16 protein-coding genes and 1 other RNA gene are annotated in these 15,571 nt (G+C 64.6%); 15 read left to right on the top strand and 2 right to left on the bottom strand.

Features of this window, described 5'->3' with window-relative positions; genetic code table 11:
* Positions 1-27: 27 nt before the first annotated feature.
* Both hisN and BH95_RS07695 read right to left on the bottom strand, forming a co-directional pair.
* The gene (gene hisN / locus BH95_RS07700) at positions 28-816 is read right to left on the bottom strand and encodes a histidinol-phosphatase (protein WP_037181514.1); all 789 of its coding nucleotides are present in this window, start codon (positions 814-816) and stop codon (positions 28-30) included.
* 58 nt (positions 817-874) lie between these two features.
* Complete coding sequence (locus BH95_RS07695; protein WP_019666039.1) at positions 875-1,366, bottom strand: beta-class carbonic anhydrase; 492 nt, start codon at positions 1,364-1,366, stop codon at positions 875-877.
* Positions 1,367-1,711: 345 nt separating this feature from the next.
* Between BH95_RS07695 and prfB the strand changes: the two genes are divergently transcribed.
* From prfB to BH95_RS07625, 15 genes are all read left to right on the top strand, one after another.
* Positions 1,712-2,824: a peptide chain release factor 2 gene (prfB, locus tag BH95_RS07690; protein WP_019666038.1), complete on the top strand. Its 1,113-nt coding sequence runs from the start codon at positions 1,712-1,714 to the stop codon at positions 2,822-2,824.
* A 7-nt stretch (positions 2,825-2,831) separates the two neighbouring features.
* Positions 2,832-3,737 carry a mechanosensitive ion channel family protein gene (locus BH95_RS07685; RefSeq protein ID WP_019666037.1) on the top strand — a complete coding sequence of 302 codons (906 nt, stop codon included), beginning with the start codon at positions 2,832-2,834 and terminating at the stop codon, positions 3,735-3,737.
* The gene (locus BH95_RS07680; protein WP_020112076.1) at positions 3,734-4,207 is read left to right on the top strand and encodes a hypothetical protein; all 474 of its coding nucleotides are present in this window, start codon (positions 3,734-3,736) and stop codon (positions 4,205-4,207) included. The genes BH95_RS07685 and BH95_RS07680 overlap by 4 nt, the downstream gene beginning before the upstream one ends.
* 68 nt (positions 4,208-4,275) lie before the next feature.
* Entirely contained in the window at positions 4,276-4,965 is a 690-nt protein-coding gene (ftsE, locus tag BH95_RS07675) for a cell division ATP-binding protein FtsE (RefSeq protein WP_019666035.1), read from the top strand.
* A 92-nt stretch (positions 4,966-5,057) separates the two neighbouring features.
* Positions 5,058-5,963: a permease-like cell division protein FtsX gene (gene ftsX, locus BH95_RS07670; RefSeq protein WP_019666034.1), complete on the top strand. Its 906-nt coding sequence runs from the start codon at positions 5,058-5,060 to the stop codon at positions 5,961-5,963.
* 120 nt (positions 5,964-6,083) lie between these two features.
* Positions 6,084-6,557, top strand: coding sequence for an SsrA-binding protein SmpB (gene smpB, locus BH95_RS07665; RefSeq protein WP_019666033.1), 474 nt, complete (start codon positions 6,084-6,086; stop codon positions 6,555-6,557).
* 51 nt (positions 6,558-6,608) lie between these two features.
* Entirely contained in the window at positions 6,609-7,460 is an 852-nt protein-coding gene (locus BH95_RS07660; protein ID WP_080733949.1) for a DMT family transporter, read from the top strand.
* Between the two features lie 65 nt (positions 7,461-7,525).
* Entirely contained in the window at positions 7,526-8,935 is a 1,410-nt protein-coding gene (locus BH95_RS07655; protein WP_033190591.1) for an NAD(P)H-binding protein, read from the top strand.
* A gap of 81 nt (positions 8,936-9,016) precedes the next feature.
* Positions 9,017-9,387: a transfer-messenger RNA gene (ssrA, locus tag BH95_RS28210) on the top strand.
* A 126-nt stretch (positions 9,388-9,513) separates the two neighbouring features.
* A complete protein-coding gene (locus BH95_RS07650; protein WP_244164849.1) occupies positions 9,514-10,176 on the top strand; it encodes an alpha/beta fold hydrolase in 663 nt (220 codons plus the stop codon).
* Entirely contained in the window at positions 10,173-11,429 is a 1,257-nt protein-coding gene (locus tag BH95_RS07645) for an FAD-dependent oxidoreductase (protein ID WP_170947472.1), read from the top strand. Before BH95_RS07650 ends, BH95_RS07645 begins: the two co-directional genes overlap by 4 nt.
* A complete protein-coding gene (locus BH95_RS07640) occupies positions 11,420-12,160 on the top strand; it encodes a DUF1365 domain-containing protein (protein ID WP_037181512.1) in 741 nt (246 codons plus the stop codon). The genes BH95_RS07645 and BH95_RS07640 overlap by 10 nt, the downstream gene beginning before the upstream one ends.
* A complete protein-coding gene (locus BH95_RS07635; protein WP_020112071.1) occupies positions 12,157-13,428 on the top strand; it encodes an SAM-dependent methyltransferase in 1,272 nt (423 codons plus the stop codon). The genes BH95_RS07640 and BH95_RS07635 overlap by 4 nt, the downstream gene beginning before the upstream one ends.
* Positions 13,425-14,723 (top strand): SAM-dependent methyltransferase, encoded by a 1,299-nt coding sequence (locus tag BH95_RS07630; protein ID WP_037181510.1) that lies wholly within the window; start codon positions 13,425-13,427, stop codon positions 14,721-14,723. The genes BH95_RS07635 and BH95_RS07630 overlap by 4 nt, the downstream gene beginning before the upstream one ends.
* Complete coding sequence (locus tag BH95_RS07625) at positions 14,720-15,523, top strand: DUF1295 domain-containing protein (RefSeq protein WP_020112069.1); 804 nt, start codon at positions 14,720-14,722, stop codon at positions 15,521-15,523. The genes BH95_RS07630 and BH95_RS07625 overlap by 4 nt, the downstream gene beginning before the upstream one ends.
* The last annotated feature ends 48 nt before the right edge of the window (positions 15,524-15,571 follow it).

Raw genomic sequence — 15,571 nt, 5'->3', positions numbered from 1 at the left:
GCTCCTGGCCCTGGCCTAGATTTCCACTCACGTGCGGCGGAGCCGCGTCAGAACCTCGTCGTGCAGAAGGGCGTTGGTGGCCACTGCGCTTCCGCCGTGCGGGCCTGCGGCGCCATCGAGTGAGGAGAAGCGCCCACCTGCTTCCCGAACCAGGATGTCCAGGGGTGCCAGGTCCCACAGCGACACCTCGGGTTCGGTCGCGATGTCGAGGGTGCCCTCGGCGAGGAGGCAGTAGGAGAAGAAGTCGCCGTACCCGCGAACCCGCCACACCTCGTCCGTCAGGTCGACGAATCGATCCCGCAGCCCACGCTCCTGCCAGCCGGACAGGCTCGCGAAACTCAAACTGGCAGAGCTCAGTTCGCGAACCGACGATACTGTGATGGAACGAGGTTCGCCGCCGTCGTAGGACGTCCACGCGCCCCCGTCCTTGGACGCCCACCAGCGCCGGTTCAGCAACGGAGCACTGATCACGCCCACCACCGGAATGCCGTCTTCGAGCAACGCGACGAGCGTGGCCCAGATCGGCACACCTCGCACGAAATTCTTGGTTCCGTCGATCGGGTCGACGACCCATTGCCGCCCGTCGAAGACAGCGTCGCCACCGAACTCTTCGCCCAGGACGGAATCGTCCGGCCGCTCGTCCTGGAGGATGGACCTCACCTTGTTCTCGACGGCGAGGTCGGCGTCGCTGACCGGGCTGAGGTCGGGTTTGTCGTCGACCACCAGGTCGAGAGCGAGAAAACGATCCCGCGTGATGGCGTCGGCCCGGTCGGCGATGGACAGTGCGAGCTGCAGGTCAGCGGCAGAAAAAGTCACGCGTCAAACACTAATGCCCGGGGTGTCGGTGGCACCGTCACCCCGGGCGCTGTGCACGTCAGGCCGTGACTTCGTTCAACTTCCCGGTCGCGACGTCGAAGACGAATCCGCGCACCGAGTCGTGCTTGGTCACGAACGGGCTCTGCTCGATCCGCGCGAGCGACTGCCGCACGTCGGCGTCGAGGTCGGGGAACGCTTCGGCCGCCCAGTTGGGCTTGATGCCGATCTCGTCCTGGATGCCGTTCTTGAATTCGTCGTCGGTGAACGTCAGCATTCCGCAGTCGGTGTGGTGAATCAGAATGATCTCCTTGGTCCCGAGCAGACGCTGACTGATGGCGAGCGACCGAATCTCGTCGTCGGTGACGACGCCACCTGCGTTGCGGATGACGTGCGCCTCGCCTTCGTTCAATCCGAGAATGCGGTAGACGTCGAGACGCGCGTCCATGCATGCCACCACCGCAACGTTCTTCGACGGTGGAAGCGGGAGCGGTCCGGTGAACTGTGCCGCGTACGCCTCGTTGTTCTTCAGGTACTCGTCGGTGACCGACATCGATTCTCCTCCAGAAGTTTCTGCGTGGGGTGGGGCTGCGCAGATGGCGCCGACTGTGGGCACCCCTGCGGTCGGGGTGAACCGTGGTCAGCGACAGAGACTGGCGCCGGTCCTGCAGAAATCGACGTGGAGGCGCGCAACCAACAGCAGGGGGTGCGCGGCATGGTCGCATGCGTATGTGTCGATGCCGAGAAAACTAACAGGAGATCGACGTTCGGGCCAGGGCTCGCGATCCACAACCGTGCCTGCTCACGCCCTTGGAAGGGCCCGTCGGCACCGTAGAAATCCTGCTCGTCGGGCAGCGTTGGTCGGGCGAGTGCGCCGCGGCCGGTAAACTTCGATCTCGTGCATCCTGACGTCTCCGCGGACCTGAACGAACTCGACATCACCCTCACGACGATCGAGTCGGTTCTCGACGTCGAGGAACTACGTCGCCGGATCGACGAGCTCGAACATCAGGCTGCGTCGCCGGACCTGTGGAACGACCAGGAACACGCTCAGCAGGTCACCAGTCAGCTCTCGCACGCGCAGGCCGAACTCCGCCGCGTCGAGGAACTGCGGGGGCGCCTCGACGATCTGCCGGTGCTCTACGAGCTGGCCGAAGGAGAAGAAGGCGACGCAGCAGCGTCGGCGACGGCCGATGCCGACGCCGAGCGGGCATCGCTGCGCGAGGACATCGCCGCGGCCGAGGTGCGCACGCTTCTCTCCGGTGAGTACGACCAACGCGACGCGCTCGTCAACATTCGTTCCGGTGCAGGCGGCATCGACGCCGCGGACTGGGCCGAGATGCTCATGCGCATGTACATCCGCTGGGCGGAGAAGCACGGCTACGGCGTCGAGGTCTACGACACGTCTTACGCCGAAGAGGCCGGAATCAAGAGCGCTACCTTCGCGGTGAAGGCTCCGTACACCTACGGCACGCTGTCGGTCGAGCAGGGCACCCACCGCCTCGTGAGGATCAGCCCGTTCGACAACCAGGGACGACGGCAGACCTCGTTCGCCGAGGTCGAGGTGCTTCCGGTCGTCGAGACGACCGATCACATCGAGATTCCCGAGGGTGACATCCGAGTCGACGTCTATCGGTCCAGCGGTCCGGGCGGACAGTCCGTCAACACCACGGACTCGGCCGTGCGTCTGACGCACATTCCCACAGGAATCGTCGTGACGTGTCAGAACGAGAAGTCGCAGCTGCAGAACAAGGTGTCCGCGATGCGGGTCCTCCAGGCCAAGCTGCTCGAGGTCAAGCGCAAGGAAGAGCGCGCCGAGATGGACGCCCTCAAGGGCGACGGCGGAAGTTCCTGGGGTAACCAGATGCGCTCCTACGTGCTGCATCCGTACCAGATGGTCAAGGATCTGCGCACCGAGTACGAGGTCAACAACCCCTCCACCGTGCTCGACGGCGACATCGATGGTTTCCTGGAAGCAGGAATTCGATGGCGTATGCGGGGGGACGAGTAGACACACGATGAACACAGCACTGTCGTTCTCGGTAACACCGGAGGTCCAACTCAACGGCCTCGGAATTGTGCTGTACATCCTCGGAGGACTCCTGGTCGCGCGTCTCATCACGTGGACAGGTACGCGGATCACCTCACGCATCGACTCCAACTATCAACACAGCGATGCCCTGGTGCGGTCCGAGGCAGCAAAGCATCGGCACGCACTCGCTCAGGTGATCACCTGGGTCGCTGTCACTCTCGTCTACATCCTGGTGACCATCGAGGTGCTCAGGAGGCTCGGCTTCGGCGTCGGTGGCCTCGTCGCTCCCGCGACGGTGATCGGTGCGGCACTGGGTTTCGGTGCGCAGCGGGTCGTGCAGGACATCCTGGCCGGATTCTTCATCATCACCGAACGGCAGTACGGGTTCGGTGATGTCGTGCAGATCGCCGTCAACGGCTCGGCAGAGGACGCGGAAGGCACCGTCGAGGACGTGACGCTGCGCGTCACCCGCGTTCGGAGCGTCGACGGGGAAGTCATCACTGTCCCCAACGGCCAGATCGTCAAAGCCATCAATCTCTCCAAGGACTGGGCACGCGCCGTCGTGGACGTGCCGATCCCGTCCATCGCGGACTTGAACCGGGTCAACGAGATCCTCCGCCGCGTGGGACACACGGCATTCGAGGACCGCCGTCTGCGGCCGCTGCTGCTGGACGAACCGACCGTCATGGGGGTCGAATCCATCGAGGTCGACCAGGTCAACGTGCGGCTCGTGGCTCGGACTCTTCCCGGCAAGCAGTTCCAGGTCGGCCGGGAACTACGTGTTCGGGTGGCAGCAGCGCTGCAGCCCGAGGGCATCAGCGTCAGCCCGGACGTGTCGACCGCAGGAGTCGCACCGGACGGCGCCCGCCGGGATCGCGAGGAGGAGCTGTGACCGAACCTCGACCGGACACGGACACCGACGCGCAGCCGCGTAACTGGAGAAGCTGGAGAATTCCGAACCGCATTCGTGGCGTGCGGACGTCGACGCTGTTCTTCGGTGTCTGCTTCGTACTGACCGGACTGCTGTACGTACAGGTGGACGAGGTCGTCACCGCGCAGCGAGAAGACGTTCAAGGACCGACGGCGGTCGACCCGGGGAGCTACCCGACGCAGGCGCCGCAACAGACGTACCAGCCGACGTACACGTCAACTCCTTCTCCGACCACCACGGTCGATCCGTCCGCCACCGACGAGCAGTCCGGCGCGCCCGGGGTGTCAGGTGACCCCGGATCGCCCACAGGGCAGACCGGTACGTCGGCAACGCAGGATCCGACGTACCTGCCGGGGCTGACGGTGCCGCCGCAACTGCGGTCCCTGCTACCCCCTGCTCCGCAGGCCCCGACGGCCACCGGATCTCCCTAGGATTCCTCAGGCAACACACATGTCGAGCCGAGTCGGTTACCGGTAGGTAAGGGCTACACTGGCGACCCGTGATCAGCACCTCGAATGTCTCCAAGTCCTACAAGACATCCACCAGGCCGGCGTTGGACGACGTCACGGTGTCGGTGGACAAGGGCGACTTCGTGTTTCTCATCGGACCGTCGGGATCCGGGAAGTCGACGTTCATGCGCCTTCTCCTGAAGGAGGAGACACCCACCTCCGGCGACATCCACGTCGCGGACTTCCACGTGAACCGGTTGTCCTCGCGGCGCGTGCCGAAGCTCAGACAGAGCATGGGGTGCGTGTTCCAGGACTTCCGTCTGTTGCAGCAGAAGACGGTCGTGGAGAACGTGGCCTTCGCGCTCGAGGTCATCGGCAAGCCGCGATCGATGATCAAGCGGACGGTGCCCGAGGTCCTGGATCTGGTCGGGCTCGGCGGCAAGTCGGATCGACTGCCCACGGAGCTGTCCGGTGGTGAGCAACAGCGCGTCGCCATCGCCCGGGCCTTCGTGAACCGCCCACTGGTGCTGCTGGCCGACGAACCGACGGGAAACCTCGATCCGGACACGAGCCAGGACATCATGATGCTGCTCGAGCGGATCAACAGGACCGGAACGACGGTGCTGATGGCGACCCACGACAACCACATCGTCGACTCGATGCGTCGGCGGGTCATCGAACTGGACAACGGCAGAGTGGTGCGTGACGAGGCCCGAGGGGTCTACGGCGTCGGTAGGTAGTACGCCGCCGCACTTCTGCCGCCACGACTACAGACATCGACGACTACAGACATCGACGACTGCAGACACCACCGAAGGGCCCGGATTCCCCGATGCGCGCAAGTTTCATTTTCAGCGAAGTCCTGACCGGACTTCGCCGCAACATCACCATGACCATCGCCATGATTCTGACGACGGCCATTTCGCTCGGCCTGTTCGGAGGCGGACTGCTCGTGGTGCAGATGGCGGGCAAGACGCAGCAGATCTTCCTGGACCGCGTCGAAGTACAGATCTTCCTCACCGACGACATCTCGGCGACCGATCCGGACTGCGCGGAATCCACGTGCTCCACGTTGCGCAGCGAACTCGAGCAGACACCGTCCGTGGTGTCGGTTCAGTACCTCAACCGCGACGACGCAGTCAAAGATGCGACCGAGCGCGTGTTCAAGGATCAACCGGAACTCGCGGAGCTGGTCAGCCCGGACAGCTTCCCGGCCTCTTTCAAGGTCAAGCTCAGTGATCCCGAACGCTTCGGCGTCATCAACGACAACTTCGCCGGTCAGCCGGGAGTGCAGAGCGTGCTCAACCAGCGAGACCTGGTCGAGCGTCTGTTCAGTGTGCTCAACGGTGTACGCAACGCAGCATTCGCCATCGCGATCGTTCAAGCCGTGGCCGCGGTTCTGTTGATCGCGAACATGGTTCAGATCGCGGCGTTCACCCGCCGCACCGAGGTGGGAATCATGCGACTCGTCGGTGCAACCAGGTGGTACACCCAGCTGCCCTTCCTGCTCGAAGCCGTGGTGGCTGCGCTGATCGGATCCGGGCTCGCGATTGCGGGGCTGTTCACCGCGAAGAACCTCTTCATCGACGACGTGTTGTCGGAGGTGTACGACGCCAACATTCTCGCCCGAATCTCCAACAGCGACGTTCTGCTCGTCTCTCCGTTCCTGGCGCTCGTCGGCATCGGTATGGCGTCGGTCACCGCGTACATCACGTTGCGGTTGTACGTCCGCGAGTAGGTTCCCGATTCGGCCGAGTCCATCCGGAAGAAAAGTGCTTGCGACACGGTTCTATGCTGGAGCGGACAGCGCAGAGAGCGCGTACGCACGGACGAACAGCGCTTGAGAAAGGGCCCTGAAGTGAAAGAGAAGGGCCGCAAGGCCATTGCGACGAACCGCAAGGCGCGCCACCACTACTCGATTCTCGACGTCTACGAGGCCGGTATCGCGCTCGTGGGCACCGAGGTGAAGAGCCTGCGTGAAGGCAAAGCGTCGCTTGCGGACTCGTTCGCGACGGTCGACGACGGCGAGATCTGGTTGCGCGGGCTGCACATCCCCGAGTACACGCAGGGGAGTTGGACCAACCATGCGCCCAGACGCACCCGAAAACTGTTGCTGCACAAGCGCGAGATCGAGCGACTCGTCGGGAAGACGAAAGAAGGGTCGCTGACCCTCGTACCGTTGTCGATGTACTTTTCCGACGGCAAGGTCAAGGTCGAACTTGCCCTCGCGAAGGGTAAGCAGGACTACGACAAGCGCCAGGACCTGGCCCGTCGCACCGCCGAGCGTGAAGTGACCAGGGAACTCGGCCGCCGCATCAAGGGTATGCGGTGAGGGGGTATGCGGTGAGGGGCGAGCGGTGAGGGGTTCGCGCTGACCGCGATCCTGCTCGCACTCGTCGCCGCGGTGGGATACGGCGTCAGCGATTTCGTCGGGGGTGTGGCGTCCCGTCGGGTGGCGGCCCTGCGAGTGGTGATCGTCTCCTACCCGTTCTCGTTGGTGATCGTGCTGATCGTGGCGCCGTTCGTCGGGGGCCAGATCTCTTTGGTGCCCATTCTGTGGGGCTTGGCGTCGGGAGTGGCAGGTGGCCTGGCCGTCTGGTGGTTCTACCTCGCGCTCGCGTCAGGCCCGATGGCGGTCGTGTCTCCGCTGACCGCCGTGCTGGTGGCGGGCATACCCGTCGTCGCCGGATTCGCGATCGGGGAGCGTCCGGGTGCGCTCGCATTCGTGGGTATCGCATTGGCGTTGATCGCGGTTCTCCTCGTCAGCAAGGAGTCTCCCGACGACACGACGGGTGAAGTAGCCGGTGGTCGCGAGATGAAATTCACCCCGACGGTGGCGTGGTTGACCGTCGGATCGGGTGTCACGTTCGCGCTCGCGTTCATCTGCCTCCATCAGATCGGCGACGGATCGGGATTGTGGCCGCTGGCGGCATCTCGCGCGTCGGCGACGGCGGTGGTGTGGTGTGTTGCGCTCGCCTCCGGTCATTTCGCGCTGCCGCACGGCAGTGTGCTGAAGCTCGCTGCGTTCGTCGGCATTCTCGACGTCGTGGCGAACGCCGCCCTGCTCTACGCGTACCAGGGTGGGTTGCTGTCCTTGGTCAGTGTCATCGCATCGCTGTATCCCGCGGCGACCGTGCTCCTGGCGATGGTCATGCTCGGCGAGCGTGTCGGCAGACTGCAGCAGGTTGGGATGGTCGTCGCTCTCGGCGCGGTGGGTCTGATCGCCCTGGGTTGATCGGCCGACGTCGACGGGCCAGGTGAGATCGGGTTGAGATACCCCCGCGGGGGTATCGATAGACGATGAACGCCAACAGCAGCCCCGATGCCCGCCGTGTCCTCGTCACCGGAGCGACCGGTTACCTCGGCGGCAGGCTCGCTCCGCGACTTCTGGACGCGGGATTCACGGTTCGGGTGTTGGCCCGCACCCCCGACAAGCTCCAGGGAGTGCCGTGGGCGGACGACGTCGAGATCGCCCAGGGAGATCTGGGTGACCGCGATTCGCTGAAGAAGGCGTTCGCCGACGTCGATGTCGTCTACTACCTCGTGCACTCGATGGGTTCCGGCGGCGGCGACTTCAAGAAGACCGAGCGTGAGAGCGCCGAGAACGTCGCTGCGGTCGCCGCGGAGGCCGGAGTGTCGAGGATCGTCTATCTCGGCGGGCTGCACCCCCAGTCGGGGGAGCTTTCCGAGCACCTGGAATCGCGCGCCGAGGTCGGCACGATTCTGTGCGAGTCCGAAGTGCCGACCTTCGTCCTCCAGGCCGGAGTGGTCATCGGTGCGGGATCGGCGTCGTTCGAGATGATTCGCCACCTCACCAACAGGCTGCCGGTCATGACGACACCGCGCTGGGTCCACAACAAGATTCAGCCGATCGCAGTGCGCGACATCTTGCACTACCTCCTCGGAGCTGCGGACGCGGACCTTCCCGAGAGCAGGACCTACGACGTCGGCGGCCCGGACGTGATGGAGTACGGCGAGATGATGAACATCTACGCGGACGTTGCAGGGCTCCGTAAGCGCCAGATGGTGGTACTGCCGGTTCTCACCCCGCGGCTGGCCGGCCATTGGATCGGTCTGGTGACCCCGATTCCGAGGGGACTGGCGATGCCGCTCATCGAATCACTGCAGTTCGACGCGGTGGCCCACGAAACCGATATCGACGCCGTCGTCGAACGACCGGAGGGTGGTCTGACGCCGTACCGCGATGCGGTTCGGCTGGCTCTACGCACCATCGACGACGGCGAGTCGGAGTCGACGTGGACGTCGACCGTGTCGGCCCCGTCGGATCCTCTTCCTTCCGACCCCGATTGGGCGGGAGAAACCGTCTTCACCGACGTGCGCAGCGTCTACCTCGGGAGCGGGGCCGACGAGATCCGCAGCCGTGTGGGCAAGGCCGTAGCAGCAGGCAGCGCCGAGAACTGGCAGATCGAGCGCGGTGCGTCGGACGGCGGTGCGTCGGACGGCAGTGATTCGGACGGCAGTGATTCGGACGGTGACATCAGGCTACGTTCCACTGCTACGTTGCCCGGGAACGCGTGGATGCAGTATTCGGTGGTGTCTGCAGGCGGGGGAACGCGGCTCGAGCAACGCATCGACTTCTTTCCTCGCGGCCTCGCAGGCCGCGCCTTCTGGTACGGATCGCTGCCCGCCCGCAAGGTGATCGCAGGGCGTCAGTTGCAACGCGTCGTTGCCCTGGTCGACCGCGCATAGTGACGCGCGCCGTATATCGGGATGATTCTGTCCGGGGGACGCGTTACACTGACAAGCCCCGGCAGAGTGCTGGGGACGTACGGGGCTGAACGGTTTCGACTCTGTATGTTGAGTCAGGGGAAGCGTGTCGGTGCAGGCGAGAGACCACCGTAAGCGTCATCGCAAACATATAAGCGCCGATTCCAATCAGCGCGACTACGCACTCGCTGCCTAAGTAGCGACTGCGTGTCTGTCAGTCCGGGTTCGCCCTCGACCCGGGTACTGGCATCAGCTAGAGGGCTTACCGATTCACTCGGCCACGGAGTGATGAGGAACATCAAACAGTGGCTGGGATCGTCATCCTGGCTTGTTTGCGAGATCAGGAGATCCAAGTAGAGGCATAGCAGACTGCACACGGAGAAGCCCTGGTGATACAGCGGAGGACCCGGGTTCGATTCCCGGCAGCTCCACCGAGACCGGGTCGGAAAGCACACGCTTTCCGACCCGGTTTTTTCTTGCCCGAAGCCTGTAATTCACCTCACAATCGCCTGGCATCGCAAGAATCCAACCCGTGGCAGCGATGGTGTCGAATAGTGATCATGAGCAAGATCGCCACGCCGAAGTTGTGGTCCGGCCCCAGTCCGCGCGGCACTGTCCGCGCCGTCGTCCTCGTCCTGCACGGAGGCAAAGTGGACAGCCACGCGCCCAGTAGGCCCAGGCATCTGTCGGGACTGCGCATGTGGCAGTTCACGTGGGCGCTGCGGCGTGCCGGCCGAGCCGATGGCGTAGCAGTACACCAACTGCAGTACCGGTTCCGCGGATGGAACGGTGTCGAACGCAGCCCCGTTCGTGACGCCCGGTGGGCGTTGCTACGGATTCGAGACGAGCACCCCGGTGTGCCGGTGGTGGTCGTCGGGCACTCGATGGGCGGGCGGACGGCAGCCGCCGTCGGCCACGATCCGGGGGTCCTGGGCCTCGTGGCGCTCGCGCCGTGGTGGCCCGACGGCGACGAGCTGGCGAACATCCAGTCCGACCGATCGGTGCGGGTCCTCCACGGGCGCGACGACAGTTGGACGGATCCGCGAAAGTCGTCGGCTGAAGTCGAGTCCGCACGCAGGCGGGGTGTCGATGCGACGTTCGTGGACATGGACGGCGGTCACTTCATGATTCGAAAGTCCCGCACATGGGTAGAGAGAACGACGAAATTCGCGATGGACATCATCGCGCGTGTCCCCTCTGAAGAAAACGGAGTGTCGTCGTGACGCGTCGGCGTGTGGCGGTCGTAGGTAGTGGTGTCGCGGGTTTGACTGCGGCGTACGTGTTGTCGAAGTCCGCGCACGTGACTCTGTACGAGGCCGACGACAGGCTCGGCGGTCATGCCGATACACATGATGTCGACGGTGTGGGCGTCGACACCGGCTTCATCGTCCACAACGACCGGACGTATCCGACTCTGCTCCGTCTCTTCGCCGAGTTGAACGTGCCCACGCAGGAATCCGACATGAGCATGTCGATTCGGTGCGACGGTTGTGGCCTCGAATACTCCGGTGGCCAGGGGGTCCGAGGGATTCTTCCATCGGTACGGACGTTCGCCCGCCCTCGGTATCTGAAGATGCTGCGCGAAATCACGCGATTCCACCGGACCGCGACGGAGTTGCTGCGAGAGACCGACAGCACTGTCTCCGACGAAACTCTGGCCGATTTCCTCGGTCGCACGCGCTTCTCCGAATACTTCACCGCGCATTTCATGGCTCCACTCGTCTCGGCGGTGTGGTCGTGTGATCCGGGCACGGCCCTGAACTATCCGGCGCGATATCTGTTCACCTTTCTCGAACACCACGGCATGCTCAGCGTGACGGGCTCTCCGGTCTGGCGCACGGTGACCGGCGGCTCGGCGCGCTACGTCGAGCGCGTCGCCGCGCACATCGACGAGATCCGCACGAGTACAGCGGTACACGCGGTGTACCGACACGTCGACGGAGTCGACATCCGCGATTCTCGCGACGTGCTGGAACGCTACGACGCCGTCGTCATCGCGGTACATCCCCACCAGGCGCTGAAGATGCTCGCCGACCCCACCGCGCTCGAGCACTCGGTGCTCGGGTCGATGCCGTACTCCATCAATCACACTCAGCTCCACACCGACGAGGCGGTACTTCCGGCGACGCCGAGGGCGCGGGCGTCGTGGAACTACCGAATTCCGGAATGCGGCGCGCAGCCGGACAGCGTTCTCGTCAGCTACGACATGACGAGACTGCAGAGGCTGGCAGGCTCGCAGCGATTCCTGGTGACACTCGGTGGATCTCACGTCGTCGACCCGTCGACCGTTCTCGACGAGATGACGTACGAGCACCCGCAGTACACGCCCGCGTCGCTCGAAGCTCAACGCAGGCTCCCGGAATTGAACACCGACACTGTGGCTTTCGCGGGTGCGTACCACGGTTGGGGCTTTCACGAGGACGGTGCGGAATCAGGTCGGGTGGCTGCCGAACGTGTGGGCGGGCAGTGGACGTGACGCACGCCAACGCCATCTTCTCGACGACCACCGTGCACGTGCGCACGGCGCCGATACGAAACAAGTTTCGCTACCGCAGTTACAGTTGGTTCGTCGACCTCGACCGTCTGCCCGCGTTTCCGCGGTGGATCCGGCCACTCGCGACGTTCCACGCGAGCGATCACATCGGTGACCCCTCGAAGTCCATCCGGCAGAACATCGACGCGTTTCTGGCGGACCAGGGCATCGACCTCGGCGGCGGACGGATCACGATGCTCGCCAGCGCCCGAGTGCTCGGACACACGTTCAACCCGCTCAGCGTCTTCTGGTGTCACGACCGGGAGGACAGGCTCGTGTGCGTCGTCGCTGAAGTCCACAACACCTACGGTGAGCGATACGCCTATCTGCTGCACACCGACGACGTGGGCGCGGCGCGAGCACGTAAAGAGTTCTACGTCTCTCCGTTCAACGATGTCAGTGGCGAATACCGGATGAAACTACCCGAGCCGGACTCGACGCTGGCGCTCTCCATCGTTCTCGAACGCGAAGGCGCACCGCCCTTTGTGGCGAGCGTGACCGGGCACCGAAGGCCTGCCACCACTCGATCGGTGCTGGCATCGGCAGTTTCGGTTCCGCTCGCGCCCGCGCGTGTGGTGGCACAGATTCGCTGGCAAGGAATTCGGCTGTGGGCGAGGGGTCTACCGATCGTTCCACGTCCGAAAGCACCCGCTGTACGAAAGGCAACACGATGACAACCGTCGTTCGATCGAAGTCCGACGTGGACACACACAATTGGCCAGGCATCGCTTTCGTGCCGGCAGGGACGAAGGCAAAGGTCGCCGCGCCGGTCGCCGACTTCCTGTTTCGCCGCGCAGTGGGAACGCTGCCACTTCGGGCTCGCTTCGCCGACGGCAGCGTGATCGGTGGCGGCGGCCCCGAATCCCCGGTGATGCATATCGTGCGGCCCGCCGACTTCGCTGCGCGAGTAGGCCAGAGCGGACTCATCGGGTTCGGTGAGGCGTACATGGCAGGGGACTGGGACGCGGAAGACCTGACCGCGGTACTCGAAGTGTTCGCCACTCGGATGGCAACGTTGATTCCGAGATCGCTGCAGCGTCTCCGCGGCCTGTACGTGCCGAAACCCCCACGTGCGGAGCGGAACACGACCGATAACACTCGATCCAACATCTCGCGACACTACGACCTGTCCAACGACCTGTTCGAACTGTTCCTCGACGAGACCATGACCTACTCGAGCGCGCTGTTCGCGTCCGGGGGCACCCGTGAGGACGGCGAACCGCTCGCGGAAGCGCAGCGACGCAAGATCGACAGGTTGCTCGACCGCGCCCGCGTCGGAGAAGGAAGCCGCGTACTGGAAATCGGCACGGGCTGGGGTGAACTGGCCATCCGTGCGGCGGCGCGGGGGGCGACGGTGCGCTCGGTGACGTTGTCCACCGAGCAGCAGGAACTCGCCTGCAAGCGTATCGCCGACGCCGGGTACTCGGAACGGGTCCAGGTCGACCTACTCGATTACCGCATGGTCGACGGTGAATACGACGCGGTGGTGTCGGTCGAGATGATCGAGGCGGTCGGACACGAATACTGGGGTACGTACTTTCGGACCATCGACAGGGTTCTCGCGCCCGGTGGGAGAGTGGCGATCCAGGCGATCACGATGCCGCACGATCGGATGCTGGCCACCCGGAACACCTACACCTGGGTGCACAAGTACATCTTCCCCGGTGGGTTCCTGCCATCGCTGCGCGCGATCGACGAGGTCACCGAGAGTCACACGACTCTCCGTGTGCGCGAGCGATTGTCGATGGGCGACCATTACGCACGGACCCTGCGGAGGTGGGACGAGGAGTTCACCGCCCGCCGCGCCGAGACGTCGGAGTTGGGGTTCGATCGGACATTCGACCGAATGTGGCACTTCTATCTGTGCTACTCGGAAGCGGGCTTCCGCTCCGGGTATCTCGATGTGCAGCAGATCGTTCTGGACCGTAGGGGAGACAGATGAGCACCGCTGGAGTTGCACCGCGTATCGCGGAGTTGGTGGCGCCCTATGTCGGAGGGAATCTGCCGGTGCGCTTGCACGCATGGGACGGCAGTGTCGCCGGGACCGTCGGCGCCCCCGACGTACACCTGAAGTCGCCGAACGTTCTGCGGCGACTGCTGTGGAACCCGGGGGAGTTGGGTGCGGCGCAGTCCTACGTACTGGACGAACTCGACGTCGACGGTGACCTCGGAGCTGCCCTCGCCCACGTGTGGAGCGAAGTTCGAGCGAGGAAGCTGTCGGCCGTTCGTCCGTCACCCGCGGCGCTGCTGAAGCTCGCCAAGTTGGCCCGTGAACTCGGAGTGTTCGGTCGTCCTCTCGCCCCGCCTGCGTCGCAGGCGGTCGTCAAGGGCAGGCTGCATTCGCTGGTGCGGGACCGCGCCGCGATCAGCCACCACTACGACCTGTCGAACGACTTCTACGAACTGGTGCTCGATTCCCACATGGCGTACTCGTCGGGGTACTGGACGTCCACCGCACCCACGTACACCCTCGACGACGCACAGACGGACAAGCTCGACCTCGTGTGCCGCAAGATCGGCCTGGACACCGCTCCCGGTCAGCGGTTCCTCGACGTGGGCTGCGGTTGGGGTTCGTTGAGTCTGCACGCGGCACAGGAATACGGCGCCCACGTCGTCGGCGTCACGATCTCGCGTGAGCAGAAGGCGTTCATCGACAAGCGAATTGCCGACCGAGGACTACAGGACCGCGTCGAGATCAGGATCCAGGACTACCGCGAGATCCCCGACGGTCCGTTCGACGCGGTCGCGTCCATCGAGATGGGCGAGCACGTGGGTGAGTCGAACTACCCCACGTACACCGCTGCGTTGCACCGCAACGTGCGGCCGGGCGGGCGGGTGTTGATCCAGCAGATGTCCCGCAAAGAAGGTGACAATCCGGGCGGAGGTGCGTTCATCGAGCAGTTCATCGCTCCGGGCATGTACATGCGTCCCGTCGGTCGGACCGTCGCGATGATCGAGGAAGCCGGACTCGAAGTGCGCGACGTCCATGCGATGCGTGAGCACTACGTGCGAACGGTGGACGTGTGGACCGAGCGATTCGAGGCGCGCTGGGACGACGTCGTCGAGCTCGTCGGAGAGGAGGTCGCACGCGTCTGGCGGCTGTATCTCGTCGGCGGAGGCATGGCGTTCCGCGAGGGCCGAATGGGCGTCGACCAGATACTGTCGGTGCGCCCCGGACCCGACGGGCAGGTCGACTTCGATCCCGTTCGACCTGTCTGGGTAGGTACCGAACCGTGAATGCATTCGATCGGTCCGAGTTCCTGACAGTGTCCGGCTCCGCGCTGCTCGCCACCGCCGTTCTGATGATCGTCACCGCACTCGTCGGCAGCAGGATCGGGCGGCACAGCGTCGTCGACGTGACGTGGGGGGGAGGTTTCGTCCTCATCGCGCTCGTGTCGGGCGTGGTCGGAACCGGGGAGGGATGGCGCCGGCTGCTGGTGACGGTCATCGTCGCGGTATGGGGACTGCGCTTGGCGTGGCACGTGTTTCGCCGGTCGATCGGCAGCGGCGAGGACCCGCGGTACGAGGAGTTGCTGTCGAAGGCCACGGGAAACCGTACTCTCTACGCCCTCCGGAAGATCTACCTGACGCAGGGGGTGGCCCTGTGGTTCGTCTCGCTGCCCATCCAGGTCTCCGCCGTCGCGCAGTCCTCCGTGCCGGTGACGGTCGTTCTCGGCGTGCTGCTGTGGGCTGCCGGCCTGACATTCGAAGCCCTCGGTGACGCGCAGTTGAGAGCGTTCAAGGCGGACCCGTCGAACAAGGGCAGGATCATGGACCGCGGTCTGTGGTCGTGGACGCGGCACCCCAACTACTTCGGTGACGCCTGTGTGTGGTGGGGGATCTTCCTCGTCGCGGCGTCGGCGTGGCCCGGGGTGCTCACGGTCCTCTCACCCGTTGCGATGACCTATTTCCTCGTGTTCGCGACGGGTGCGCGTCTGCTGGAACGCTCCATGGAACGACGCCCGGGATACGCCGACTACCAGCGTCGCACGAGTTACTTCCTGCCTCGCCCTCCGAAATCACCCCGCACTTCCTAGCCGCGCCCCGCCGCGTTCTCGGTCAGCGATTAGAGTCGAACTGGCCGG

Origin of the sequence: Rhodococcoides fascians A44A (assembly GCF_000760735.1) — a bacterium.
Lineage (GTDB): Bacteria > Actinomycetota > Actinomycetes > Mycobacteriales > Mycobacteriaceae > Rhodococcoides > Rhodococcoides fascians_E.
This window is presented reverse-complemented; position numbering and strand designations above follow the sequence as displayed.

Coding starts and splice junctions, on each gene's coding strand:
- ftsX (WP_019666034.1), top strand. CDS start 5,058: ATGCGCGCAAGTTTCATTTTCAGCGAAGTCCTGACCGGACTTCGCCGC.
- BH95_RS07695 (WP_019666039.1), bottom strand. CDS start 1,366: ATGTCGGTCACCGACGAGTACCTGAAGAACAACGAGGCGTACGCGGCA.
- BH95_RS07685 (WP_019666037.1), top strand. CDS start 2,832: ATGAACACAGCACTGTCGTTCTCGGTAACACCGGAGGTCCAACTCAAC.
- BH95_RS07650 (WP_244164849.1), top strand. CDS start 9,514: ATGAGCAAGATCGCCACGCCGAAGTTGTGGTCCGGCCCCAGTCCGCGC.
- BH95_RS07635 (WP_020112071.1), top strand. CDS start 12,157: ATGACAACCGTCGTTCGATCGAAGTCCGACGTGGACACACACAATTGG.
- BH95_RS07655 (WP_033190591.1), top strand. CDS start 7,526: ATGAACGCCAACAGCAGCCCCGATGCCCGCCGTGTCCTCGTCACCGGA.
- BH95_RS07630 (WP_037181510.1), top strand. CDS start 13,425: ATGAGCACCGCTGGAGTTGCACCGCGTATCGCGGAGTTGGTGGCGCCC.